Below are 25,903 nucleotides of genomic sequence, written 5' to 3'. Positions count from 1 at the left end.
ACTCATTGTTTTTACGATAGGGCGCTTTGATTTCAGGTGATTTGCTGCGCGGCAAAACAATGCTAACACTCTGCCCATGGTCGAGATTTTTCTGCGCACCCTTCCGTTCTTTGCGATCATCGGCCTGGGGTACTGGGCCGGGCGCAGCCGCTTCTTTACCGAAGACGCGACGGCTTATCTGACCAAGTTTGTTTTCTATTTTGCGCTTTCAGCGATGCTGTTCCGCTTTGCCGCAACGTTGCCTTTTGCCGAAATCTTCAACGGCCGGCTGGTTTTGGGCTATCTGCTGGGCACCATGGCAGTCTACCTGTTTGCCACATTTGTGGCGTGGATACGGGGGCTTGATATCCCCACTGCGGCGGTCGAGGCGCAATGCGCGGCGATTGGAAATGTTGGCTTTTTAGGTCTGCCAATGCTGGCCCTGCTGTTGTCCGAAGCGGCCATCGGACCCGTTATGCTGGTATTGGCGGTGGACTTGGTGGTGTTTTCCTCTCTGATCGTGATCCTGATCAATGCCGGCCGCGACGGTCGCCTCGGCCTGGCGACTCTGCGTCTTATCGGTTTGGGGTTGGCGAAGAATCCGATGATCGTGTCAATTTCTGCGGGCATGCTGTGGTCGGCCTTTCAGATGCCGGTCCCTGACCCGCTCAACGATTTTCTGACCCTTCTGGGCGGGGCTGCAACGCCCGGTGCATTGTTCGCGATCGGAGCATCGCTGGCGTCTAAATCCGCCGAGCGGGTCCAGATCGCGGCCTGGCTGAGTTTTTGCAAGCTGGTCATTCATCCGGCCTGTGTGGCCATTGCCTTGATTTGGCTGATCCCGGTTGCAACTTTTCCAGCCTCGGTCGCTATTGCTGCAGCCGCGTTACCGGTTGCGGGCAATGTCTATATGCTAGCGGCCCATTACCGCGTGGCCCCGCACCGCGCATCAGCGGCAATTCTATTGTCGACCGCGGCCAGCATCCTGAGCGTGCCCGTTGTAATAGCCTGGCTCGCAACACTCTGAAAACTGACTTTCAAAAAATGCGCGCGTCCGCGGCCGGCGGTCTTTACGCCGCGCGCGTGGGTCGTTAGCCATGTCGCAACCCCAAGTGAAGGACTCTGCCAGATGGAAACCCTTTCGGAAAATGCCTGTTTCGGGGGTGTGCAGGGCGTCTACCGCCATGCCTCCTCAGCCTGCCAATGCGATATGACCTTTGGTCTGTTTCTGCCCGCAGAGGCCAAGGACGGCCCTGTGCCTCTGCTGTGGTATCTGTCCGGTCTGACCTGCACCCATGAAAACGCCATGACCAAAGCAGGTGCGCAGGCCTGGGCGGCAGAACAAGGCATCGCCGTTGTGTTTCCCGATACCTCGCCACGGGGTGAGGGTGTCGCGGATCACGAAGACTACGATCTGGGTCAGGGTGCAGGGTTCTATGTCAACGCGACGCAGACGCCGTGGGCACCGCATTTCAAAATGTGGGATTACGTGGCCGAGGAACTGCCCGGCTTTCTGACTGCAAACTTCCCCATCGACGGGGATCGACAGGCGATCACCGGGCATTCTATGGGTGGCCATGGCGCCTTGACGCTGGCGATGAACCTGCCCGGGCGTTTCCGATCCGTTTCAGCCTTTGCCCCAATCTCGAACCCGACCGGATCGGATTGGGGCCGCAAGCAGCTAAGCGCCTATCTGGGTGATGACGAGGCCGCATGGGCCAAGCATGACGCCGCGCTACTTATGAAAGAAAAGGGGTTTGATGGCCCGATCCTGATCGACACTGGCGCGAATGATCAATTCATCGACCTTCTGCGCCCCGAGGCGCTCGCTTCTGCTATCGCTGAACGCCGCCAACAGGCCACTTACCGTTTGCAGCCGGGGTATGATCATTCCTATTTCTTCGTGTCGACCTTCATGGAAGACCACATCACCTTTCACGCCGAAGCGCTGTATGGGGATTAACGGATGAGCAAATACGACTTTGACCTGATCATCATCGGGTCGGGCCCGTCGGGACGTTCCGCAGCGATACAGGCGGGCAAGCTAAAACGGCGCGTTCTGGTCATCGACCGCAAGGACAGATTCGGCGGCGTGTCTGTTCACACGGGCACTATTCCTTCGAAGACCCTGCGGGAAACCGTTCTCAACCTGTCCGGCTGGCGCGAGCGCAGCTTTTATGGGCGCTCATATCGCGTCAAAGATCAGATCCGGGCAGAAGACCTCAAGGCGCGTCTGCATATGACTTTGGACCACGAGGTCGACGTGCTGGAGCATCAGTTCAACCGAAATCACGTGGAAACCCTCAATGGTCTAGCAAAATTTGTTGGCCCGCATGAGGTTGAGGTGGCCACCGATGCCGGGGACAAAACCCGCTTGACGGCGGCCAAGTTTCTGATCGCGACGGGCACCAAAACCTATCGGCCAGATTATGTGCCTTTCAACGGCAAGACCGTGGTCGACGGCGACGATTTTCTTGAGATGGCAGAGATTCCGCGATCACTGGTTGTGATTGGGGCCGGTGTGATCGGGGTGGAATACGCGACCATGTTCTCGGCACTGGACGTGCGGGTGACGCTGATCGAGCCGCGCGAAACGTTCCTGGATTTCATCGACAAACGGCTCATCCACGACTTTACCCATCAAATTCGTGAAAACGGCGTCGATCTGCGGTTGGGATCGGCGGTGGAAAAAATCGACGATGCGGGCGATCATGTCGAAGTAACCCTGGACAACGGACGGCATGTTCGGGCGGAAATGCTGTTGTTTGCAGCCGGACGCATGGGTGCAACCTCGGCGCTTAATCTGGATGCGGTCGGGCTTGAGACGGACCACCGCAATCGGATCAAGGTGGATCGCAAGACCTATCAGACCTCTGTGCCGCATATCTATGCGACGGGGGACGTAATCGGGCATCCCTCGCTCGCCTCAACGTCGCTGCAACAGGGGCGCGTGGCTGCCTGTCACGCCTTGGAAACGCCGACGCTGCCAGAAAGCCCGTGGTACCCCTATGGCATTTACTCGGTGCCCGAGATTTCGACCTGCGGCATGTCAGAGGAAGAGCTGCAAGAGCGCGGCATCCCGTACGAGGTTGGCGTAGCGCGCTTCCGCGAGACATCGCGCGGTCACATTATGGGGTTGGAGCACGGCATGCTGAAAATGCTGTTCTCATTGAAAACCCGCCGGGTGCTGGGCGTGCAAATTGTTGGTGAAGGCGCGACAGAGCTTATCCACATTGCGCAGGCCGTGCTGAACCTCAAAGGCACCGTGGATTATTTCGTCCAGAATACGTTCAACTATCCAACCTTGGCCGAAGCCTACAAGATCGCCGGTTTGGACGCGTTCAACCGAATGCCAATCCCCGAGGAGTTCAAGGTGCGCAAGAAACCCGCTGAACCTGAAAAGAAAGAGGCAAAGAAGGCGTGACCACGCTGTATGTCGATGGTGATGCCTGCCCCGTCAAGGCCGAGGCCGAACGAGTGGCAACACGACACAAGGTGCCGATGGCGCTGGTGTCGAACGGCGGGTTGCGGCCATCACCGAACCCTCTGGTGCAGGTCGTGGTCGTATCCGAGGGTGCCGACGAGGCGGACAAATGGATCGCGGAACGGTGCGGGGAAGGCGATGTGGTGATCACTTCGGACATTCCATTGGCTGCGAAATGTGTTGAGGCAGGCGCGCGGGTCCTGCGCCCGAATGGTGAGGTCTTTACAGCCGCCAATATCGGACAACAACTGGCGATGCGTGATCTGATGGCAGACCTGCGCGCAGCCAACCCCTTGGGGACCGGTGGCGGCGGCAAACCTTTTGGCAAGGCCGACCGCTCGCGCTTTCTGGACGCCCTGGAACGCGAGTTGCGTGCGGCGCGGCGCGGGTAGTACTCCCGCCCGTCGGTGACGCATCAAAGATGCATCGCCTCCCGTTGGGCGAGGCAGCGCTGCGCGCTGCGGTTCCGTCTTGTAAATCCAGTCCCGGATTGGTTCAGTCGGCGCGAGCAAAGGTAAATGAACAGGGGCGCTACATGCCAATTGAAGCCGTAATTTTCGATGTCGGAAATGTTCTGATCGAATGGCAGCCTGAACGCTATTATGACAAGGTAATCGGCGTGGAGCGTCGCCGCGCCATGTTCGCAGAGGTTAATCTGCACGGGATGAACGATTTGGTCGATCAGGGCCATCACTTCACCGACACAATCTATAACTGGGCCGAGAAATACCCCGACTGGCGCGACGAGATCAGGATGTGGCATGATAAGTGGATCGAGTTGGCCGCACCGGACATCCCACACTCCGTCCGTCTCCAACGCGCTTTGCGTGCTAAGAAAATTCCCGTTTTCGCGCTGACCAATTTCGGTGTACAGAATTTTGACTACGCCACCACGATCTATCCGTTCCTGAACGAGTTTGACCGGCACTACGTCTCGGGGCGAATGAAAACGGTGAAGCCGCATCCACCGATTTACGAGATGGTTGAGGCCGATTGCGGTCTGCCACCCGAGGCGTTGCTATTTGCAGATGATCGGATCGACAACATCGAGTCCGCACGCAAGCGGGGGTGGCAAACGCATCACTTCACGGGGCCGCAAGGCTGGGCAGACCGGCTGGTGGCCGAGGGGTTGTTGACTTCGGAAGAGGCCAGATAGGTCAGGCGGGAACTGCAGCGGTCCGATTTTCCCGAATGGGAAGGTGAACAATGGCGCTAAAGGCACCCACGGCCACACCAATCCACCAAACCATCGTGTAATCGCCGTAGATATCGTACATCCGCCCGCCAAGCCAAACACCAAGGAATCCTCCGATCTGATGGCTGAGGAAGATGAACCCATAAAGCGTTCCCATGTATCGCAGGCCATAAAGATGCGCGACGAGGCCTGAGGTCAGCGGCACCGTCGCCAGCCAGAGCGACCCCATCACGATCGAAAATACGATAACCGACATCGGCGTGATTGGCAGGATGATGAAGATCGCTGCCGCAAAGGTTCGGCACGTGTAGATCCCCGCCAACAGGTATTTCTTCGGGAAGTTGTTTCCGGCCCAGCCGGCCAAAAGGGTGCCGCCAATATTTGCCAATCCGACCAAGGATATTGCAACGGCACCCAATGCAGAGGTGGTGGTAATGCCCAGCGAATGCAGGACACCCCCCGGCTGGATGGGTCCGCACATTTCGGTCACGAAGGCAGGAAAATGGGCGGTTATGAAGGCCAATTGGTATCCGCAGCTGAAGAACCCGAGGAATATCATGGCATAAGACGGGTCGCGGAAGGCACGTCCTATGATCTGGCCCATGCTCTCTTCCAGCTCGGCCTTGCTGACCGGTTGCGGCGCACGCATGAAGGGTAGCGTCAGGACCAGAGCCAGAACCGCAATTGCAAAGACAATAAAAACCTGTTGCCAGGGCAGGAAGGTCAACAACCACTCGGCTGTCGGTGCACCGATTACCTGCCCAAAGCTTCCCGCCGCCGTAACAATAGCCAAAGACATTGAACGGTTCTTGTCGGACGAGGCGCGCCCGACCACGGCCAGCACAACGCCAAAGCCGGTGCCCGCGATACCGAACCCTACCAGCCACGCATACATCTGATGCCCGAACGGTGTGATCGACCAGGCCGACAAGACCATGCCGGCAGCATAAGTCAAAGCTCCCAGAATAATCGCTTTCCGGTCACCGATTTTCTCGGCGATCGCGGCAAAGATTGGCTGACCGATCCCCCAGGCCAGGTTCTGAATTGCAATTGCCAACGAGAAATCGGTGCGAAGCCAGCCAAATTCGCTGGCAATCGGAATCTGGAACACCCCGAATGAAGCGCGCACGGCAAAGCTGACCGTGATGATGATGCATCCAACGATCAGGATCGGGTTCAGCAGGCGTGCTGTATGCGGCATTGGGCCCCCGGAGTTATGCTTCGACGGACGTTAGCGAAATTGAACTGCCGGTCAATTCAACAGATTTGAGGTCAAGGATAAGGAAATTTGATGTGTCAGTGAGAATGCCCGCTTTTCAAGGGGCAACGCGGGCGGTATGGCTCAGCCCCATGACGGATTTGATTTCGCTTTACGACGCTCGCATTGCCGAAGGATCCCTAACGCGGGATGATGCGCAAGAGGCGGTCTTGCCCCAGTTCGAGCGTATCCGGGCAGAGCTGTCGGCCCCGGTCAAACGAGGGTTCTTTCGCAAGGCGCCGCCACCGCCAAAGGGGTTATACCTTTGGGGGGGTGTGGGGCGCGGAAAATCCATGTTGATGGACATGTTCGTTGACGCAATGGATGACGTTCCAGTCCGGCGGGTGCATTTCCATGCTTTCATGCAGGAAATTCACGCAGGCATGCACAAGGCACGTCAAGACGGGGTCGAGGATGCTTTAGCCCCGGTCGCACAAGCGGTTGTAAAATCGGTCAAGTTGCTGGCCTTTGACGAAATGCAGATCACCGACATCACCGATGCTATGATCGTCGGACGTCTGTTCGACATGCTGCATGAGGGCGGCGTGGTTGTTGTAACCACCTCGAACCGGCACCCGGATGATCTGTACAAGGACGGGCTGAACCGCCAGCTTTTCTTGCCGTTCATCGCCCATATCAAGGAACAGCTTCAGGTTTGGGAGCTGGTTTCGTCAACTGACTACAGGCAAAACCGGTTAAAAGGCGCGCCTGTTTACTTTACTCCGATCGGGCCTGAGGCGCGGCAGGCCATTCGCAGCGTATGGAACGATCTGTCAGGTGGTGTCGCAGAGCCTTTGATGTTGCAGGTCAAGGGCCGGACGGTTGAGCTGCCCGCATTTCGAAACGGTGTTGCGCGCGCATCGTTCTATGATCTGTGCGGCAGGATGCTTGGGCCAGCAGATTACCTGGCAATTGCAGAGGTACTAAAAGTTCTGGTTCTTGAGGACATCCCGCGCCTGTCACGCAACAATTTCAACGAGGCAAGGCGGTTCGTGACGCTGATAGATGCCCTGTACGAGGCAAAGGTGCGCCTCATTTGTTCTGCCGCTGCCCAGCCTGAAATGCTCTATGTTGAAGGCGAAGGCACGTTCGAGTTTGAGCGCACCGCCTCGCGCTTGCGCGAAATGCAGGATCAGAATTGGGGAAATTAAGATATCTGCCCCGCTCCGCCACCGATAGGTTCAGCCGTTTTCACGAAGGATGTTGCCCGCAAGGTACAGCGAACCGCAGATCAGAACGCGGGCTTGCGGGTTTTGTGCAACAATCGACTTGAGCGCATCCGAAACGCTATCGGCGGTTGTTGCGGGCAAGTTCACCTTGGCAGCGGCAGCTGCGGTCTCTTCCGCACTCAGCGTGGCTGCCTCACCCGGTATGGAGACCGCAGTCAGGCTTTCGGCCTGTTTGGCTAGCGGTGCCAGATAGCCGGTCACATCTTTGGTGTTGAGCATTCCGCAGATCATATGCGTTGGACGTTCGGGTAATTTTGCCAGCACGTCTGCCAAAGCAAGACCGGCGGCGGCATTGTGGCCACCGTCCAGCCACAACTCGGCTTGCGGTGCGGCCTCGACAAGCGGGCCGGTTTTCAGGCGTTGCATCCGCGCAGGCCATTCGGCCTTGGAAACGGCGGCTTCATAAGCATCATCGCCGAGGTCCAGGTAGCGCAGAACAGCAAGCGCGGCGCCTGCGTTTTGAATCTGGTGCGCGCCCAGAAGATTCGGCATAGGCAGATCGCGCAGACCAGTCTCATCCTGATAGATCAAGCGCCCGTTTTCTTCATGCACATGCCAATGCTGCCCGTGGATCAACAACGGTGCCCCCAGACGCGCAGCTGTATATTCGATAACCTCAAGTGCTTCATCTTCTTGAGGGCCAACGATACAGGTAACGCCGGGTTTGATGATACCCGCCTTTTCTGCTGCGATTTTTCCCAGAGAGTTGCCAAGAAACTGCTCGTGATCGATCGAGACCGGGGTAATTACCGTCACAGCAGGTTGAGGAACGACGTTGGTTGCGTCCAGGCGCCCGCCAAGACCGACCTCAAGCAACGTGTAATCCGCCTGCTCCCGAGCAAAGGCCAGCAGGGCCGCACAGGTTGTAATCTCAAAATAGGTGATTTTCTCACCATCATTGGCAGCGTAGCACTCATCCAGAACGGCGGTCAGAGCGGGTTCTGAGATCAGCTTTCCCGCCAATCGGATGCGTTCATGGAACCGCGCAAGATGGGGCGAAGTATAGGCATGAGCCGACAGCCCTGCCCCCTCAATCCCGGCGCGGATCATTGCCAGGGTCGAACCCTTGCCGTTGGTCCCGGCAATGTGAATCACGGGCGGCAGACTGTCCTGCGGATTGTGAAGGGCCGTAAGCAAACGCCAGACACGATCCAGGGTCAGATCAATGATCTTTGGGTGCAGCGCCATCATCCTTTCGAGGATGAGGTCAGATGTCTGGCTTGTCATTTTTCGGCTGCGTCTTCGGCCGGCGCCTCGACCTTGGTGTCTTCGGGTGCCGGGGCAGGCAAATCGCCTTTGACTGCAGGCGGTTGTTTGAGCAGCATGCGCGTGATTGTGATCAACTCATCGCGCATCTCGGTCCGTTTGGTTACGCGGTCCAGCATGCCATGATCCAGAAGGTATTCGGCGCGCTGGAATCCTTCAGGCAGTTTTTCGCGAATGGTCTGCTCGATCACACGGGGTCCGGCGAAGCAAATCAGCGCGTTGGGTTCCGAGATATGTACGTCGCCCAGCATCGCATAAGACGCGGTAACGCCGCCTGTGGTTGGGTGGGTCAGGACGACGATGTAGGGCAGATTCGCCTCTTTCAGCATCTCAACGGCCACAGTCGTGCGGGGCATCTGCATCAGGCTGAGGATACCTTCCTGCATCCGCGCACCACCTGCGGCTGAGAACAGGATCAGCGGGCGCTTGAGCTTTACCGCCTCTTGCGCGGCGGCGATGATCGCGTTGCCGACATACATGCCCATAGATCCGCCCATGAACGAAAAATCCTGCGCAGCAGCTACAATCGGGGTGCGCCCGATTTCACCAGTGGCTACAAGCATCGCTTCTTTCTCGCCGGTCTTTTTCTGGGCGGCTCGCATGCGATCCGGGTATTTCTTTTGATCCCGGAACTGCAGCGGATCGGCCGTCGGCGCAGGAACGTTGACCTCGGTGAAAATACCGCCGTCAAACAGGTGCCTGAACCGCTCGCGCGGTGTGATCGCCATATGGTGACCGCACTGCGTGCAGACATTCTGATTTTCCGCCAACTCGCGGTGGAACAGCATCGTGCCGCACTCGTCGCACTTGTGCCATAGGTTTTCGGGCACTTCGCGGCGCGAGAAGATCGAGTTGATCCGGGGGCGGACGTAGTTTGTGATCCAGTTCATGTCGGAACCTTGTTATGCGGCATTGACGTCAAATAAAACGCTGGGGAAGGAATTGCAATCAACGCCTGAGCGCAAGACGCGCAGTCAGCCAACTTACAATCATCACAACAAAATCCACCATCAGCCATTGGCGTAGCATGCCGGAACCGGACATATCGTAGGGCAACAGGTACAGGGCCAGGCCACTGAGGGTTTCGGGCAACGAGATAAACACCAGCGCGACGGTATTATTCAGGAAATGCATCGCGATAGCGGGTCCGAGCGTCCCTGCCCTTGCAGTCAGGTCTGCTGCCAGAACGCCAAAAACACACGCCCAGAGCGCGACCAGCAGCGCATTTTCACCACTCACACCTGGCGCATAATGCCCCGCGGCAAACAAAACCGAAGGGATACCTATCCAAATCACCGGAGACCTAAACCGCGCCGCAAGGGATTGCTGTAGATAGCCGCGAAACAGTATTTCTTCGGCACTGGTCTGTATCAGCACCGCAAACAGCGATAGCGGTAGCAACAAGAGCCATTTTGAAAAGGACAGGTTTTGCGTCAGCGGCTCACCCATCCCATAGGGTGGCAGGGCCATCAACACCAACCCAAGAATCACCAAGGCCCTGAGAACGCGCCAGAACTGTTGAAGGCACAGATCGCGCGGGCCTAAAATCCCGATCAATGACCTTTTTTGTATTTGGCGCGCCGCTAATCCGACGCCCAGCGTCAGGAACCCGAAACTCAGCAGCAGAACCAGGGTTGCAAGGCTTGAGGAGCCGCGCAGCAGGGTCTCGGCCTGACTCGGTTGCAACATGTTGCCGATGACCGCAAACAGGATAGAATTGAGCGCCACATAAAGTACAACGACTACGGCCAATCCGACCGCAAGGCGCCACAGTTCGGGCCGCGCGCGGGCGTCGCGAACAAGCTGTTCGTGGGCAGAGTAGGCGCTGGTGTCACGCATTATTGCCTGTGCTCTCACCTTGGATGGATTGCGGTGCCTCTGGGAAAAGGTCCGAAGGGTTCTGGGCCGTGTTGATCCTGTTGGACAGTTTTGAAAAATATCCGGCCACAGTTTGCAGCAATTGAACCGCGACCGAAACATCGCTTTCGATCACGGCGCGCAATTCTTCGGCGCCAATGCGCAGAAAGATACAGTCCGTGGTTGCAGTAAGGTCCAGTTGACGCAACTCGCCCGTGATAATCGAAAGGTCGCCAATAAGACGACCGGGTTCAATTGTGGAGATTACGCGATTTCGTCCGTCTTCATCCGACCACTCCAGCTTGGCATTCCCTTTTATACACAGGTAGGCAGCATCTGGCGCCTGCCCACGAGAAAAGATCATCTGGCCTTCCGCGACTTCGTACCATTGTGCCGAGAACGCCAGAAGCCGCTGGTTGCGTGCGTCGATACCGGAAAACAACTCGGTCGATGAGATGATCCGCAGTTTGTTGCTCAGGTCAGCCGTCGTGCTGACTTCCGGCTGGGTCCGCGTACGTGAAACGCCATCAATGCGGCCTTCCTTGATTTCGACAAACAGATCATAAGCTTCTGGATGTGCAAAATGATCTTCCATGAAAATCATTATTGAATCGGGCAACAATTCTCGCAACCGCAGACGCGTGCGCAGGCGGCTTTCGGAATCGTGGCTGGCCAACGCCTTGTCGAGGATCAGAATATCCGGACGCTTGATACCAGCACGGGAAAACGCCGCACGTTCCTGAAACACAGTCGGTAAGTTGTTTCCGCCCAGCCCGGTTGGCAGATCGAACATGGTGGACGCAGCCCTGCGGCGCAGACCGGCCTCGTTCATCGCCTCGGCAACAACATCCTCGATCTCGTCTGCGTGGGCGCCCGCCATCAGCGAAACCCGGCCATAAAGCGCGTTCTCCATAACCGTGAGTCTTGGAATATAGCTATCTTGCGACAAGGGCACAAACATGCCCTCAAGCGCCCCGCGCAGCCTTTCAGCCTGCTCTTTACGGATGGTGAGGATCTTTTCCTTATATTCTTCCGGGAAATCCGGTCCGATTTGTTCGGCCGTCAGCAAGAACGGAATCGTCAGCAATAAGGCGCGTTCTGCCTCACTTATCCCACCCTCACCCTTCGACTTGCGGCGATCCTTGATGTCCAAAAGGCGATGAAACATCTCTTTCGACATGCCCAAACGCAGAAACAGGGGGTGATCGGTCCCGTCGCGGCCAAAGGCTTGATCCAGCGTTTCCACAACCGCGTTGGCCATCGCCATTGCGTCGTTGGCCAGATCATACATCCCGAACATTTTTTTAAAACGGGCATCATCGGCCAAAGATTCCGGGTTAATATCCCGCGACGGTGCAGCAAACAGCAGGTTGCCGCCAAGCGGAACAGCCGGGTTAAAACGCTCAGGGTCAAAGCGGTAAACATGCCGGTCCAACCCGCGTTCCTTTAGTCGCTCGGCAACGGTGTCGCGCAGCTTGACGATATCGTCCGCCAGCGAGGGGTGCAGATCAGGATCAAAGCGCGTCCGCAAGGTGCGCCGCAGCATGAATTCGTCGATTCCCATCGCTTCGACCAGTTGGAACCACCACGCGCGAATATCATCAATATCCTCAAGCCCGGCTATTCCTGGATCAATCCACTCCTCGCTCAGCATATCAGTCGAGTTGCCCGCGCGGGCGGCTTCGATCTGCCACCGGGTTGGATCAGCCTCTGCCCCTTGCTGCGGGTGGGTGCGCAGCGGCATCATAAGATTGCTGCCCAACGTACCGCTGAACAGATAGGGCCGGGAATAGGCATAGCCGATCCGCGCAGCGATTACCGCCTGATGCAGATCATTCAGGTTGTGCCCGGCCATTATCACTTCGCCCTGGGCTGGCAAGACTTCACGGGTCAACACTTGCGCCAATGCGTTGCGTTCCGACGCATTGGTGGACTTGATCGCCACCCGCGCGCCCTTGGGGATTTTTAAGTCGATATCCTCAAGTATGGTCTTCCCGTCATCGTCGCGCACCGTCACGTTGCGCAGCTCGATCTCACCGGTCAGATGCGGGATCACCTCGGGTTCACCTTCAAACAACTCTTCCGGGATCATGTTCGAGGGCGCAAAGCGTTCGGTCACCACCTCCCACCGCAGCGACATATCCTGAACCTGATTGTAGTAGGTCAACAGGTCCTTCCACGGGCCGCTCAGGTCCTTATAGGCACCAAGCGCCGCGACAAGCGCACCGACCGTCACCTCACCCGTAATCGCCAGATAGCCACCGACCGAATAGAAAAGAAACGGTGTCATCTGCGTAATCAGGTTGTTCAGAAACTTCATAAAGAATTTCTTGTTGTAAATCTTGAACCGGATATCGAACAAAAGCCCCAACCGGTGACTGAACTGCGCCAGCCTGTAGCGCCAACCGCCATTGGTGCGCAGATCGCTAATGCCCGCCGCGCTTTCACCAATCTCGGAACTGAGGTTGCGGACTTCTTGAATACGCTCTTTGTTCAGCAGGTTGATCTGGCGCTGCAGTTTAGGGATCAGCCAGGCCTGTAACGGGATCAGCGCAATGCTGGCGAGGCCGAACCAAACGCTTTGCATAAACAGGAACGTGACGATGGTCATCATCTGCCCGAACTGGAACACAGGCTGCGCAATCGCATCGCCCATCAGCCCGCCCATTGGCTCAGCCTCAGAAGTGATCATCGACACCAGCTCACCTTGGCTGGTTGTGGCGAAATAAGATTTCGGAAAGCGCATGGTGCGTTCAATCATTGTGAACCGCAAACGGCGCAGCATGCGTTCGGCCAAAATGCCCTTCATCGTGTTGATGCGCATCTTCATCAGCCCGCTGGCAATAACTGTGGCCAGAAACGCAAAACACAGGATCATAAGATACTGCACCTGTGTCACAGTAACGCCAAAAGTTGTCACCGTATCACTGGGGGCACCGATGGCCCCGTTGATGATCTGCTTAGGCAATTCAAGCGAAGCGTATAGGAACGGAAATGACAAAACCGTCAACAGCAACAACACAAGCTGTTGTTTTTTTGAGTATTTCCAGATGAAAGCAAAAAGAGTGGGTTCCATGCCCCGGCCTTGTCTCAAATTAAGTGGATGCGTTTGTCGAATAACCCCTTGCGACCAGGTGCAGACGGTACGCACTGACCCGCGTGATTGCAAGAATGGCGCAGCTAGCAGGTTTCGCCGGGTTTGCCCATCCGTATTTGCCTTCACGAATTAGCGATTTTTGACCCGAGGTTTCGGTTATTTGTCTTTAAAACCTCTGCGGTTTTTGACTAAACAGAAGCACAATCCAAGTGATGGGGACATGGGCAGGCTTCTGGATCGCTATATCCACCGCAAGGTCGTTGAGCGTTGGCGCAAGGCCGTGCGCGGCGCGTCAGACTCGCCCGAACCGTTGCTACGCCGTCAACGCGACCAAGCGCGAAAGCTACGCTTATATCTGGATATGTTACTACATGAGGCCGAAACACGGCTTGCCCGCCCCAGGATAGGCTCTAACCAAATCCCCAAGCCTTTGGGGGCGGACTGGTGTTGGCGGCCCGACTTGTGGCGCGGTCCATTGGCACGCCCGGGTGTGGCCTCGGCCCCGCGCAGGGCGCAGATAGATCGGCAGGTCACATTGTTCCACGACTGCTCTCTGACTGAGATCGGCATGCGGCAAACCCGAAACAGCCAAGATCAGGATTTAGCCGCTTTTGGCCTGCAGGTTGAGGTGTTCGGCTTTGCCGGTTCATTCCTGTCCTTGTCAGTCGATCTGCCCACTGAAGCCGCGAAAGACCTGACCAAACAGCATTTGATACGTGTGGACGTTCTGATTGACGCAGAACTGCCGGTTGAGCTGTTTGCGCGCCTCAACATTCTTCATGGCCCAAACACCGATCAGGTTTTGCGCACGCTGGATCCTTCTGCGCAGTCCCACTCGGTCGATTTCGACCTGGCGCACTTACCCCTGAACGAGGCCCGGATTGAAAAGATATGGCTGGACCTGATTTTTGAGAATCCACAGATGAACTGCGTTTCGTTACGTGATCTGACCTTCTGCCGCCACCACCGCGCTGATTTGTGAGAATTTTGGCATGACGTCACCAACACTGACACCCGTCCGCTTTGAAAACGGCCTTTGGCTCGGGCACATAGAGGCAGAAGCCGAGCCGAGGGTTCACGTACAGTATCTGGGCAAACCCCTCGCGGATGTACGCGTTACGCCCTCAGATGGCGGATGGTCCGTGGAAATTCCTGTACCACAGGCGGCCCTGTCCGATGGGGTGCATTGCTTTGTGATCAAGAACGCCGAAACATCAGAAAAACTGGGGGATTTCACGGTTATCGCGGGCTTACCAGCAGCGGATGATCTACGCGCCGAGGTCGAGTTGCTGCGCGCCGAACTGGACATGCTAAAGCGGGCATTTCGACGGTCGCAGAACGCAAGCGAATGATCTGCGCGCGGCAAATTCCTATCTTTTACGCCGTTTCCGTGCATCATTGAGCGATCCAAAATAATCTGGACAAGCTCATGGACCGCAGCAGTATCATCAAAATCATTGCGCTGATGGTGACAGGGTTCGGGATCGGGATCGACTTCACCGGCGCACTAATCCTTGTTCCGGCAATCGAAAACAGTTTCGACACCGATATTACCAGCACACAGTGGGTCCTTAACATCTATGCCCTGTTTTTCGCCATGACCATGGTCGCCGGAGGTCGTCTGGGCGACATGTATGGGCATCGCAAGATGATGCTGATCGGGCTTTCGATCTTCTTGTTCTCTTCCATCATGTGCTTCGTATCGCCAACTTTGGATTTCCTCATTGTCGCCCGCGCGCTGCAAGGAATTGGCGCAGGGTGTGTCTGGCCATGCACGCTGGCCTTCGGTGCAACCAAGGTTTCACGCCCGGAACATCGGGCCATGATCATGGGTCTGATTCTGGCAGGTGTGACCTGCGGCAATGTCTTTGGTCCGCTGATAAGCGGTACAGTTGTCAACCTTGGGGATTGGCGGTTGTTCTTCCTTGCAAACGTCGTGTTCTCCACCATCTCGATGGTCACGGCGTTGCTGCTGATGCAACGTGAAACCCAACACAAACAGGGTGAACATATCGATTTCGCGGGTATGGGCATTCTGTCTTTTGCCGTCTTGCTGTTGCTCTATGCGTTGGATGTTGGCGCGGACTGGGGTTGGAGCTCACCCCCATTGCTGATGTTGTTTTTGCTCAGCGCCGGGCTTTTCTTTCTGTTCCCCAAGGTGGAAAAACGCGTGAAAGAGCCCCTGCTTCTGCCGCAGATGATGGCAAACCGAGAGTTTCGTATCACGCTGGGCCTGAACATGTTCAACGTGTCCGCCGCTTTTGTGGGATTGATGTATTTCCCCCAATACATGCAAAAGGTTCTAGGGTGGTCGACCCTGCAATCAGCTTTTGGTTTGGCGCCTTTGACGGTGTTGCTGGCTGTAGGCTCAATCGTATCCGGCAAGCTATACAATGATTTCGGCCCCAAGCGGTTGTTGTTCTGGGGGTATCTCTGCGCCACCATTGGCGCGGCCAGCGTCGTCGCGATGCCGGCAACATTAGGGTACTGGCAGATATTGCCCGGTATGGCCATGATCGGCTTGGGGGCCACGCTGACAGTTGGGCCCTCGGGCACTGCTGCCGTCTGCGCCGTAAAGCCAGAGCGTGCTGGCTTGGTCGGCGGGCTTAGTTTCATGACCCATCTGGTCTACGGTGCCGTTTCGGTTGCCTGCGCGACGGCAATCATGTTCCTGGTCAGCCTGCGCAGTCTGGGTGAGCAGCTTACCGCCGCAGGGATTGATATGTCTGATGCTGATCAGCGGGCTATCAATGGCGGCACTCTGACCACCGCGACAGCCCATGAGGTCATGCAAAAACTGACCGGGCCAGAGGTTGAAAAGGTCAAAGACGCAATCGCCTCTGCCTTTGATACAGGAATGAACATGGCGTTTATCTTTGCGACCCTGTCCGTTTCAGTAGGGATTGTGCTGGCCATGTTGCTGGACGAAGACAAACTGCACAAAGTCGAGAACTGATCGCGACATAAAAACAGGGCCGCCCATTGGGACGGCCCTTTTATTTTACTGCGACGGTCCGCTTGGATTGAAGGCGGACAGACCTTTGAGGATGTCGATCGCATAAGCCAGTTGATAATCCTCTTCGCGAAGTTCGGCCGTGGCTGCCGCACGTGCGCGGTCTTCCTCGATCTGGCGGATTTCGTCCTCGCTCAGGCTGTCATTGTTCAGACTTCCGCGCAGGTCAGCCTCTGACCGAGTCCGAGCGTCCGTTTCCTCATCATCTGCGGCGGGCGTCGGACGGGGTTGTTGCACAATGATGTCGGGACTGACGCCAAGCGCCTGAATCGAGCGGCCCGACGGCGTGTAATAGCGCGATGTGGTCAGGCGCATCGCACCATCCCCACGCAGCGGCATCACTGTTTGCACCGAGCCTTTGCCAAAGCTTTTGGTGCCGACCACGATGGCCCGGCGGTGATCTTGCAGAGCGCCCGCCACGATTTCTGACGCCGAGGCAGAACCACCATTGATCAACACCACAATCGGCTTGCCTTCGGCCAGATCTCCGGCTGTGGCGTTAAAGCGCTCACCCTCGCCCGGATTGCGGCCACGGGTCGAGACGATCTCGCCTTCGTTCAGAAACGCGTCGGACACTTTGATGGCTTGCGTCAGCAGACCACCGGGATTGTTGCGCAGGTCCAGAACAAATCCGTTGATCTTGTCGATGCCACCAGCCTGTTCAATCTGTTCTCTCATCCCCTCTTGAAGGTTGGGGAAGGTCTGATCGTTAAATGTGGTGACACGCAGCACGACGCTGGGTCCTTCGGTCCGGACGCGCACGGCCGTCAGCTTGATCGTGTCACGAATGATGGTGACATCGAACGGGTCTGCTTCACCTTCACGAACGACGGTAATCACAATCTCAGACCCGACCGGACCGCGCATCAATTCGACTGCCTTGTCCAGTGTCAGGCCCAGAATGCTTTCACCATCGACGTGGGTAATAAAATCGCCAGCCTCGATACCCGCAGCATCTGCCGGGGTGTCATCGATGGGTGAAACAACTTTTACAAAACCCTCTTCCTGTGTCACCTCGATGCCCAGTCCACCGAACTCTCCCCGCGTTTGCACGCGCATTTGTTCCGCATCGTCGGGTGACAAATAGCTGGAATGCGGGTCCAGCGAAGTCAGCATGCCGTCAATGGCAGCTTCGATCAGCTCTTCGGGCTCAACCTCTTCGACATATTGCGCGCGAATGCGTTCGAAAATGTCGCCAAAAAGATCAAGTTGTTCATATACGCTGGCCTTGTTCGCGGCCTCTTGGGCGAGCAATGGGCCTGCGATCTGAGTCGTTGTTATTACACCTGCCACGGTTCCGGCCAAAGCGGCCATCACAAATTTCTTCATATGTTCTTATCCATCCTTGCCGGTCCGAAACCAAGATTCCGGGTCCACGGGGCTGTTGTCTTGTCTTACCTCTATATAGAGCGTTTCTGACCGATCAGTTCCAGTGCCATCACCGCTTGTTGACAAAATAGCGCCGATTCCCGGAGTTTCACCCGGCATTAATCCAACAGGCGTACCTTCGGGAATGACTTGTCCTATGTTTCCATACACCTCTTGAAGGCCCGAAAACACGAATAAAAGCCCGGGTTGAGGTTCAAGGATGACCAGATTCCCAAGATCCAGCAGTGGACCGCGATACCGGATCGTGGCTGCCGTTGGCGATGTAACAATCGCGCGTGGCCGGGTACCCAGCACCATTCCGGGACGTTTGACGCCCGCTGCATCGGTTTCGCCGGCGCGATGAAGCAGGATACCCTGTACAGGCAGGGCGATCTTGCCTTTGCGGCTGGACACATCCGCATTCGTTGCCGCAATTTCCCCGTTGGCAATTTCTGTCAAACCGCGCGCGAACCCGTCCAGCGTTTCTGTTGACGAGATCAGGATCGCCGTACGCACCGGGTCTTCGACAAACCGCACCGGCAGGTCGGTTCGATCAGCAATGGCGGTGCTGAGTTGAGTGCGGGCGGATTGAACGCCAGTCAAGCCTTCGGTCAGGGTTTCCGCGGCGCTTTGCTGAAGCTGCCTGAGGGTCTGAACCTCTTGCAGGTCATGGGCCAGAGCCTGTGCATGGGCGTTCAGGCCGGGCGTGACCTCGGATAGCATCATGCCGGCCCTGGCTGTGCCAAGCGGACCAGATGGGTGCAACATCAAAACGGATGGCGCGGTCGTTTCGATGGTTTGCAACACACCCAGAAGCTGCGCGATTTCATCTTCGCTGCTGCGCAATTCTGCGTTTAACTGCGCCTCGCGCGTGGCGGCGCGGCGCAACCCCTCGCGCATGGCGGCCAGACCGGCCTCGTAGGCTTGGATTGTTTCTGTCAGAGCGCGCACCCTGTCGCGAGCGTTTTCGGCGTTGTTTAGCGCGATCGAGGCCTCTTCCAGCATTTGCACCGCATCAAGGGCGGCTTTGGACGGGTCAGTCTGGGCCTCGGCGGGCATTGCGAACAACGCGGCAAACAGAAACGCGCGCAGGGTCATGAGAGCAGGCTCTTGCCCGTCATCTCAGGCGGTTGTTCCAAGCCCATCAATTGTAACAAGGTAGGGGCAAGATCAGACAAACGGCCGTCGCGCAGCACGGCACCCTCGGGCCCTCCGACCAGAACCACAGGTACGGGGTTCAGTGTATGCGCGGTATGCGGCCCGCCGGTTTCAGGGTCTACCATCACCTCACAATTGCCATGGTCAGCAGTGACGATCATTGCGCCCCCGACCTTTTTCAGCGCAGCCATAACCTGCGCCAGCCCTTGATCCACAGCCTCACAAGCCTTGATTGCGGCTTGCAAATCTCCGGTATGCCCAACCATATCCGGGTTGGCATAGTTTGTGACGATCAAATCATACCCGGCCTCAATCGCCTCAACAAATTTCTCCGTTACCTCGGCCGAGGACATCTCGGGCTGAAGATCGTAAGTTGCCACGTTCGGGGATTTCGGCATGTAGCGATCTTCGCCCGCCTCGGGCGTTTCCTTGCCGCCGTTCAGGAAGAACGTGACATGCGGGTATTTTTCGGTTTCGGCCAGACGGAACTGGCGCAGTCCCTGTTTGGCAACCCATTCGCCCAGCGTGTTCACGATGTCCCGTTTGGGAAACACGGTGGTCATATACGCGTTGTGCCCGTCCGAGTATTCCACCATTCCAATCAATGCCGACAACTGTGGGCGGGGACCAGTATCAAACTCGGCGAAACTGGGCTCGCCAATCGCGCGCAGAATTTCGCGCGCGCGGTCAGCCCGGAAGTTGAGACAGAAGAACCCGTCGCCATCCGCGACACCGTCAAAGCCATCCAGAACCGTGGGTTCGATAAACTCATCGGTTTCCGACTTGTTGTAGGCCTGTTCGATTGCCTCCTTTGCAGATGAAGCGACCCGGCCCTTACCGTCGATCATCGCTTTGTAGGCTTTAGCTACACGCTCCCACCGATTGTCACGGTCCATCGCGAAATATCGCCCACTGACCGTCACGATCTGCGCGCCTGAGGGCAGACGGTCTTCAAGCTCGGCGACAAAGCTCAAGGCCGACTTCGGGGCCACATCGCGGCCATCGGTCACCGCATGAAGCGCGACAGGCACATCCGCATCGGTAATCGCTTTGGCCGCAGCAACGATGTGGTTCAGATGTCCATGCACGCCGCCATCCGACACCAAGCCCATCATATGGGCCGTCCCGCCAGCGGCTTTCACCCGGGCAATGAAATCCTGCAAAGCATCATTTTCAAAAAATGTGCCGTCTTCGATTGCCAGGTCGATCTGACCCAGATCCATTGCGACAACGCGCCCTGCGCCAATATTTGTATGGCCGACCTCGGAATTGCCCATCTGTCCGCTGGGCAAGCCAACATCTGGTCCGTGGGTGATCAGAGTGGCATGCGGCCCGTTGGCCATCATTGCATCAAAAGTGGGCGTATTGGCCAGGTAAGGCGCGTTGGCCTTGGTTTCGTTTGACAGTCCCCAACCATCAAGAATGCAAAGGACGACGGGTTTCGGGACGGTCATTTTTGAACTCCGGGTTTCTGCTCTTGGACGGTCTTTTATCGCCTGACCCACGGCGGGTGAACCGCCTTTCGGCCTCGTGATGCCAGATTTAATGACGGGAAGGCTTATCCTTGCCTATGTAGTGGGCAAAAGGGCGGGCTTTCCGTCCCCGGTATTTAACCGTCAGCTCAAGAGGTGCATCGTTTTCGTCATATACACCGACTACTACACCCCTACCCCGGCTTTTGGTCCGCATCTCGATCAATTGCTGTTCCGAACGTGTCGTGCGCTGCGACGGGCGTCGGGCCCATGCAAAGAGGTGGTCGTACATTCGGGCGATGACGTTAGCATGCGTGTCACTCTCCCCCAGATCACGCAATTCGTCCGGGTCGTTTTCCAGGTCGAACAGCAGGGGGCGGTGGTCGCCTTCACAATGGATCAGCTTCCAACGCGTGTCGGCAACCATGAACATCACCGCATCCCGTACCGACGCATTCAGCGCATCGGCAATGGGTGAGGCGGAATAGTCATACTCGCAGATCACCACCTCGCGGGGTGTCTCATCCTTTTGCCCATGCAATATCGGCAACAGGGAATGCCCTTCGAGAATGTGCGAGGCCACCTCAGCCCCGGCCACCTCGACGAAGGTCGGAGCGAGGTCGATGGATTCGACCAGCGCGTCACTGACTGTACCTCGGGTCGCGTCAGCTTCAGGTGAAGGATCGTAGATAATCAGCGGAACCTTGGTCGAGGCGTCGTGGAAAAAGGTTTTCTCGCCCATCCAGTGATCCCCAAGAAAATCACCATGATCCGAGGTCAGCACGATCATCGTATCTTTCATGCGTCCGGTTTCTTCCATCCAGTCAAACAGACGTCCCATTTGGTCGTCGGCCTGTTTGATCAGACCCATATAGGCGGGGATCACCGCCTCGCGCACATCCTGACGTGAAAATGCCTGCCCGACTTTCGTTTCCATAAACGCACGCAATACCGGGTGCGCATTCTGGCGTTCAACCTCGGATCGCACGACAGGCAACACATGCTCTGGTCCATACATTGAGGCATAAGGTTCTGGCACGATGTAGGGCCAATGCGGCTTGATAAAGCTCAGGTGGCAGCACCACGGGCCTTCATGCCTTTCCATGAACTCAATACCACGACCGGTCAGATACGGGGTTTCGCTGTCTTCTTCGGCAATATTTGCGGCTTCGTGGGCGTTTTTCAGAAACCATCCGGATAGCACGTTCCCGTCCGCGTCCAATCCAGAATTGGCGAAGTCGTGCCAGGGATTGTCACTTTCATACCCCTTCTCGGTCAGGTATTTGTTGTATTCCTTCGCTCCGTCCGGGTCATAAAATCCGTCTGGACCTTCTGGGCGCATACCATCGTCGCGTTCAAAGACGTCAAACCCGCACTCCGCCACACGAGCGCCGATCAGACTGTCGGGCTCCAGACCCAACCGCGCCATCCCTTCGGCATCGGCGCGCATGTGGGTTTTACCGACCAACCAACATCCCATTCCGGCCTTGCGCAGGTGATCGCCCATCGTCACCTCACCCACTTTCAGGGGGATACCGTTCCAGGATGCACCATGCGAATGCACGTAGCGCCCGGTATAGGTCGACATGCGTGAACTGCCGCAAATCGGGGACTGGATATAAGCCCGGTTAAACCGCACACCGCGCGCGGCAAGGCGGTCAATGTTGGGGGTGTGCAGATGTGGGTGACCATAGCAACTCAGGTAATCCCATCGTAGCTGGTCGAACATGATAAACAGGATGTTTTTGGCTTTGGCCAAGGTTACGCCCCCGATATTGTCAGGGACCTAGTTAGCCAATTCCGGGCGATCAGCGAAGCATATTCTGCGCTCAGGCCTGACGCTCCATCTGTTCCAGCATCTTTTTGGCGCGCTTGCACTGTAGCTGATCGCGCAGTGGGCTGTCGGGGTCAACGTCCTTGTGGCACACCAAACACTTGTCCGCACCCGAGATCGCATTGAGGCCGCCACAACTGCCTTTGATGGTTTTGCCCATCAGCATGACACCCAGAGACATGCCCACCATCACCAGGGCCAGCAAGACAAAGGCCAGAATAAAGGTACTCATTGTGATTCCTACCGATCAGTTGGGTTCAAGCGCATCTTTGAACGCGGTGCTTTGTACTGTGATATACGCATCTTCGCCGCCTGTCACATCCCTAGAGATGAAGTACACGGCAAGTTTATGCTCCTCGGCCAGTTCCAAACCCTTTTCCTGCCCCAAGGCCAGCATCGCGGTCGCCCAGGCATCTGCCATCATCGCGTTTTCGGCCAAAACAGTGACAGAGGTTGTACGGTGCGTGATTGGACGCCCGGTTGTCGGGTCGATGATATGCGAATAGCGCACACCATCCTGTTCAAAGAAATTCTTGTAGTCACCGGAGCTTGCCATGCCCTGATCGCTTACCGATACGATCAATTGCGGCGACTGTGCACCGACCTGCGGTTTTTCGATGCCGATCTGCCAAGCTTCACCCTGATCATTCTGGCCGCTTGTGACCAGATCGCCGCCGATCTCGACCAGATAGTCCTCGATACCTGCTGTACGCAGAGTTTCAGCCACCGCGTCAATACCATAGCCTTTGGCAATGGCAGACAGGTTGATGCCGACATCGGGATCGGATTTCGCCAGCGTCCCGGCGGCGGTGTCGAGGGTCAGCAAACGGTTCTGTCCCACATTGTTCAATGCTGCCCGGATTTCGGCATCCGAAGGCACCGGGTCTTCGGGCGTGCGCGGTCCAAAGCCCCACAGTTCGATCAGCGGGCCTAGCGTAACATCGAATGCGCCGCCGGTCTTTTCATGCACCAAATTCGCGGCGGCCATGACATAAGCAAATTCGGCGGAGACTGGCATAGGGTCCGTGCTGGTCGCGGCTGAGAAGGTTGAGACTTCGGAATTCGGATCCCAGTTGGACATTTTGGCGTTGACCTCCGCCAAGGTCTCTTCGACAGCGGTGGCCAAAGCGTCCTGATCCAAATCCTCGCCGATTGCCGTGATGTTGAAGGTTGTTCCCATCGTCTCGCCAGACAGTCGAACCACCTCTGGCTCCGTGTCGAACAGGCAGCCAGACAGAATTGTGCAAACGGCCAGAACAGGCACAAGACGCATGGGGCGGTCTCCTGAAAAACGGTGTCCGGCATATGCCAGCCACCCCGGCCAGAGTCAAACCGACATCATAGTTTCAGCGGCAAAAAGCCCAGCACCAATAGGCCGATCCCGGCAGGAAGACCGAACAGCCACGCCCGTTTCCGCCACCCTGCCGGCTGTTGTTTCCACAGCATGCGGAAATTGTGGCCACAGACAACCACTAGGAAAAAAATGAGGGCAGCCACAGGTGGGGTGAGATACAGATCGTTCAAAGGCTTGTGCCTCCTGTCCAGGTCCGGGATTCTGCCTATCAACGCAATTGCACCCTATACAGGTCGTTTAGCTGCGCTAAGGTGAAAGGGAAAGGCATTGCAAGACCAAAAGGAGATTGCCTATGGCTCCAAGCTCTTACCAGGCTCCGATGCGCGGCGACAAGGAAGACAAAACCACGTACAGCCAGTCGACGGAGTCAAACCTGTCGCACTCACAAACGACCGTGGCAAAACTGCTGGAAGGCAAAGGCGACGCAGTGTTTTCCGTGCGGCCCAACGAAACGATCCATTCCGTGGTCAACACGCTTAAAGAAAAGCGTATCGGTGCAGTTCTGGTGACTGATCAGAACGGTGCCCTGCACGGTATTCTGTCCGAACGTGACATCGTCCGGCGGATGGCGGATACGCCCGGCCAGACCTTGCCGCAAGCGGTCGAAGACCTGATGACACGCGAGGTAAAGACCTGCACGCCGGACGACCTGTTGAACGATGTTCTGAAAACCATGACAGAAGGCCGCTTTCGTCACATGCCGGTCCTGCGTGACGGCAATCTATGCGGTGTGATTACCATTGGTGACGTCGTTCATTTCCGCCTGAAAGAGTTGGAATACGAAGCCCTTCGCATGAAGCAGATGATCGTCGGATAAGTGGTTTCGCCGAAAACACCCTTGACCTTGCCCTTGCGACAGTATCCCTGAGGCGTCAAACGCTGCAGTGAGGTCGAGGGATGCAAATAATGTGCTCCGGTAACAGGCACCAAGTGATCAATTGGGTTCAATCCGACGAATCTTTCGCACGCCAAAAAGGTGCGGGCAAATTGTCCACGGTGCTTTGATGATTGAGTCCGATCCGAACACGCGACGTATTGCGGTGATTGGCCTTGGCTATGTTGGCCTGCCGTTGGCGGTGGCTTTCGGCAAGGTTGGCCCAGTGTTGGGCTATGACATCAACGTAAACCGGATCGATGCCCTACGCGCTGGTCTCGATGCAACGCAAGAGGTCGAGCCCGAGGATTTTGCAGCAGCCTCCGGGTTGGTGTTCACCGCTCATTTGAGCGATCTGGCGGATTGCGATACCTACATCATAACGGTGCCTACCCCAATCACCGTTGGGAAGCAGCCTGATCTGTCCTTTCTGCTCCGCGCCTCGGACATGGTGGGTGGTTTACTGAAACCCGGCGATCTGGTGATTTATGAATCCACAGTCTATCCCGGAGCGACAGAAGAGGACTGCGTGCCCGTGCTGGAAAGCGTCTCCGGGCTGACATTCAATTCCGATTTCTTTGCCGGATACAGCCCTGAGCGGATCAATCCCGGCGACAAGACGCACCGAATTTCCGATATCTGCAAGGTTACATCCGGCTCGACTCCCGAAGTGGCTGATCTGGTAGATGCGCTTTATGCTCGTGTAATCTCGGCCGGTACTCACAAAGCTGAAAGCATACGCGTGGCCGAAGCTGCCAAGGTCATCGAAAATACGCAACGCGACCTGAATATCGCTTTGGTCAATGAACTTGCGATGATCTTTGGACGGATGGATATCGACACCGAGGCCGTGTTGCGGGCGGCGGGTACCAAGTGGAACTTTCTACCCTTCCGCCCCGGTTTGGTGGGCGGGCACTGCATAGGTGTTGACCCCTATTACCTTACCCATAAGGCCGAGGCCGTTGGACACCATCCTCAAATCATTCTGGCGGGTCGGCGACTGAATGACAGTATGGGTGGCTATGTCGTGTCGCAACTGGTCAAGCGGATGACACGCAGCGGAATAAACGTGGGTGCTGCGCGGGTTCTGGTACTCGGCCTGACCTTCAAGGAAAACTGTCCCGACCTGCGCAACACGCGCGTCGTGGACATTATAACCGAGCTTCAAAGCTACGGGGTGACTGTTGATGTGCATGACCCACACGCTGATCCTGCGGCTGCACAATCCGAATATGGGCTGTCCCTGATCCAGCAGCCAGAGAAAGGGATGTATGACGGTGTCGTTCTGGCGGTCGCACATCAGGAATACCGAACGCTCGACCCTAAGCAGTTCCGCGCCTTCGGCAAACCCAAAAGCGTGGTGTTTGACGTCAAATCCTGCCTACCGCGCGAGGCCAGCGATCTTAGGCTTTAGCCCAGGCGTTGTTGCCTCAAATGAAAACCGGCGCCTGATGCGCCGGTTTTT

Annotated in this window: 22 protein-coding genes; 11 read left to right on the top strand and 11 right to left on the bottom strand. The window is 56.7% G+C overall.

Annotated elements, in window-relative coordinates:
- Window positions 1-76 precede the first annotated feature (76 nt).
- The 5 genes from LCM21_RS07125 (at window position 77) to LCM21_RS07105 (ending at window position 4,619) form a co-directional block, all read left to right on the top strand.
- Window positions 77-1,006, top strand: coding sequence for an AEC family transporter (locus LCM21_RS07125; RefSeq protein ID WP_224889977.1), 930 nt, complete (start codon window positions 77-79; stop codon window positions 1,004-1,006).
- A gap of 102 nt (window positions 1,007-1,108) precedes the next feature.
- On the top strand, window positions 1,109-1,942 hold the full coding sequence (gene fghA, locus LCM21_RS07120) for an S-formylglutathione hydrolase (RefSeq protein WP_224889976.1): 834 nt from the start codon (window positions 1,109-1,111) through the stop codon (window positions 1,940-1,942).
- A gap of 3 nt (window positions 1,943-1,945) precedes the next feature.
- Window positions 1,946-3,403: a Si-specific NAD(P)(+) transhydrogenase gene (sthA, locus tag LCM21_RS07115; RefSeq protein ID WP_224889975.1), complete on the top strand. Its 1,458-nt coding sequence runs from the start codon at window positions 1,946-1,948 to the stop codon at window positions 3,401-3,403.
- Entirely contained in the window at window positions 3,400-3,855 is a 456-nt protein-coding gene (locus LCM21_RS07110; protein WP_224889974.1) for a YaiI/YqxD family protein, read from the top strand. The genes sthA and LCM21_RS07110 overlap by 4 nt, the downstream gene beginning before the upstream one ends.
- A 143-nt stretch (window positions 3,856-3,998) precedes the next feature.
- Complete coding sequence (locus LCM21_RS07105; RefSeq protein WP_224889973.1) at window positions 3,999-4,619, top strand: HAD family hydrolase; 621 nt, start codon at window positions 3,999-4,001, stop codon at window positions 4,617-4,619.
- A 1-nt stretch (window position 4,620) separates the two neighbouring features.
- Here the strand turns inward: LCM21_RS07105 and LCM21_RS07100 are convergent, their stop codons facing one another.
- Window positions 4,621-5,859 carry an MFS transporter gene (locus tag LCM21_RS07100; protein WP_224889972.1) on the bottom strand — a complete coding sequence of 413 codons (1,239 nt, stop codon included), beginning with the start codon at window positions 5,857-5,859 and terminating at the stop codon, window positions 4,621-4,623.
- A gap of 149 nt (window positions 5,860-6,008) precedes the next feature.
- Here LCM21_RS07100 and zapE point away from each other — a divergent pair, with 149 nt between their 5' ends.
- Entirely contained in the window at window positions 6,009-7,067 is a 1,059-nt protein-coding gene (zapE, locus tag LCM21_RS07095) for a cell division protein ZapE (protein WP_224889971.1), read from the top strand.
- Window positions 7,068-7,097: 30 nt separating this feature from the next.
- Here the strand turns inward: zapE and LCM21_RS07090 are convergent, their stop codons facing one another.
- Genes LCM21_RS07090 through LCM21_RS07075 form a run of 4 tightly spaced genes read right to left on the bottom strand, consistent with a single transcriptional unit; the run spans window position 7,098 to window position 13,344 of the window.
- The gene (locus tag LCM21_RS07090; RefSeq protein ID WP_224889970.1) at window positions 7,098-8,372 is read right to left on the bottom strand and encodes a bifunctional folylpolyglutamate synthase/dihydrofolate synthase; all 1,275 of its coding nucleotides are present in this window, start codon (window positions 8,370-8,372) and stop codon (window positions 7,098-7,100) included.
- Window positions 8,369-9,301 (bottom strand): acetyl-CoA carboxylase, carboxyltransferase subunit beta, encoded by a 933-nt coding sequence (gene accD / locus LCM21_RS07085; protein WP_224889969.1) that lies wholly within the window; start codon window positions 9,299-9,301, stop codon window positions 8,369-8,371. Before accD ends, LCM21_RS07090 begins: the two co-directional genes overlap by 4 nt.
- 58 nt (window positions 9,302-9,359) lie before the next feature.
- Window positions 9,360-10,250 (bottom strand): CPBP family intramembrane glutamic endopeptidase, encoded by an 891-nt coding sequence (locus LCM21_RS07080; protein WP_224889968.1) that lies wholly within the window; start codon window positions 10,248-10,250, stop codon window positions 9,360-9,362.
- Window positions 10,243-13,344: an ABC transporter transmembrane domain-containing protein gene (locus tag LCM21_RS07075; RefSeq protein WP_224889967.1), complete on the bottom strand. Its 3,102-nt coding sequence runs from the start codon at window positions 13,342-13,344 to the stop codon at window positions 10,243-10,245. Before LCM21_RS07075 ends, LCM21_RS07080 begins: the two co-directional genes overlap by 8 nt.
- Before the next feature lie 241 nt (window positions 13,345-13,585).
- Between LCM21_RS07075 and LCM21_RS07070 the strand changes: the two genes are divergently transcribed.
- From LCM21_RS07070 to LCM21_RS07060, 3 genes are all read left to right on the top strand, one after another.
- Entirely contained in the window at window positions 13,586-14,347 is a 762-nt protein-coding gene (locus tag LCM21_RS07070) for a DUF6478 family protein (RefSeq protein ID WP_224889966.1), read from the top strand.
- 10 nt (window positions 14,348-14,357) lie between these two features.
- A complete protein-coding gene (locus tag LCM21_RS07065; protein WP_224889965.1) occupies window positions 14,358-14,717 on the top strand; it encodes a hypothetical protein in 360 nt (119 codons plus the stop codon).
- 77 nt (window positions 14,718-14,794) lie between these two features.
- On the top strand, window positions 14,795-16,321 hold the full coding sequence (locus LCM21_RS07060) for an MFS transporter (protein ID WP_224889964.1): 1,527 nt from the start codon (window positions 14,795-14,797) through the stop codon (window positions 16,319-16,321).
- A 45-nt stretch (window positions 16,322-16,366) separates the two neighbouring features.
- Here the strand turns inward: LCM21_RS07060 and LCM21_RS07055 are convergent, their stop codons facing one another.
- The 6 genes from LCM21_RS07055 to LCM21_RS07030 form a co-directional block, all read right to left on the bottom strand.
- Complete coding sequence (locus LCM21_RS07055; RefSeq protein WP_224889963.1) at window positions 16,367-17,707, bottom strand: S41 family peptidase; 1,341 nt, start codon at window positions 17,705-17,707, stop codon at window positions 16,367-16,369.
- Between the two features lie 6 nt (window positions 17,708-17,713).
- Entirely contained in the window at window positions 17,714-18,844 is a 1,131-nt protein-coding gene (locus LCM21_RS07050) for a murein hydrolase activator EnvC family protein (protein ID WP_224889962.1), read from the bottom strand.
- A complete protein-coding gene (gene gpmI, locus LCM21_RS07045; RefSeq protein WP_224889961.1) occupies window positions 18,841-20,358 on the bottom strand; it encodes a 2,3-bisphosphoglycerate-independent phosphoglycerate mutase in 1,518 nt (505 codons plus the stop codon). Before gpmI ends, LCM21_RS07050 begins: the two co-directional genes overlap by 4 nt.
- An 88-nt stretch (window positions 20,359-20,446) precedes the next feature.
- Entirely contained in the window at window positions 20,447-22,135 is a 1,689-nt protein-coding gene (locus tag LCM21_RS07040) for a sulfatase-like hydrolase/transferase (protein WP_224889960.1), read from the bottom strand.
- A 70-nt stretch (window positions 22,136-22,205) separates the two neighbouring features.
- Window positions 22,206-22,442, bottom strand: coding sequence for a (Na+)-NQR maturation NqrM (nqrM, locus tag LCM21_RS07035; protein ID WP_068333000.1), 237 nt, complete (start codon window positions 22,440-22,442; stop codon window positions 22,206-22,208).
- A 15-nt stretch (window positions 22,443-22,457) separates the two neighbouring features.
- On the bottom strand, window positions 22,458-23,483 hold the full coding sequence (locus tag LCM21_RS07030) for an FAD:protein FMN transferase (protein ID WP_224889959.1): 1,026 nt from the start codon (window positions 23,481-23,483) through the stop codon (window positions 22,458-22,460).
- A gap of 373 nt (window positions 23,484-23,856) precedes the next feature.
- Between LCM21_RS07030 and LCM21_RS07025 the strand changes: the two genes are divergently transcribed.
- Both LCM21_RS07025 and tviB read left to right on the top strand, forming a co-directional pair.
- Window positions 23,857-24,381 carry a CBS domain-containing protein gene (locus tag LCM21_RS07025; protein ID WP_224889958.1) on the top strand — a complete coding sequence of 175 codons (525 nt, stop codon included), beginning with the start codon at window positions 23,857-23,859 and terminating at the stop codon, window positions 24,379-24,381.
- Between the two features lie 187 nt (window positions 24,382-24,568).
- Window positions 24,569-25,852 (top strand): Vi polysaccharide biosynthesis UDP-N-acetylglucosamine C-6 dehydrogenase TviB, encoded by a 1,284-nt coding sequence (gene tviB, locus LCM21_RS07020; RefSeq protein ID WP_224889957.1) that lies wholly within the window; start codon window positions 24,569-24,571, stop codon window positions 25,850-25,852.
- The last annotated feature ends 51 nt before the right edge of the window (window positions 25,853-25,903 follow it).

Origin of the sequence: Ruegeria profundi (assembly GCF_020171505.1) — a bacterium.
GTDB lineage: Bacteria > Pseudomonadota > Alphaproteobacteria > Rhodobacterales > Rhodobacteraceae > Ruegeria > Ruegeria profundi.
The sequence above is the reverse complement of the archived record's forward strand: the minus strand, read 5'-3'. Positions and strand labels throughout refer to the sequence as shown.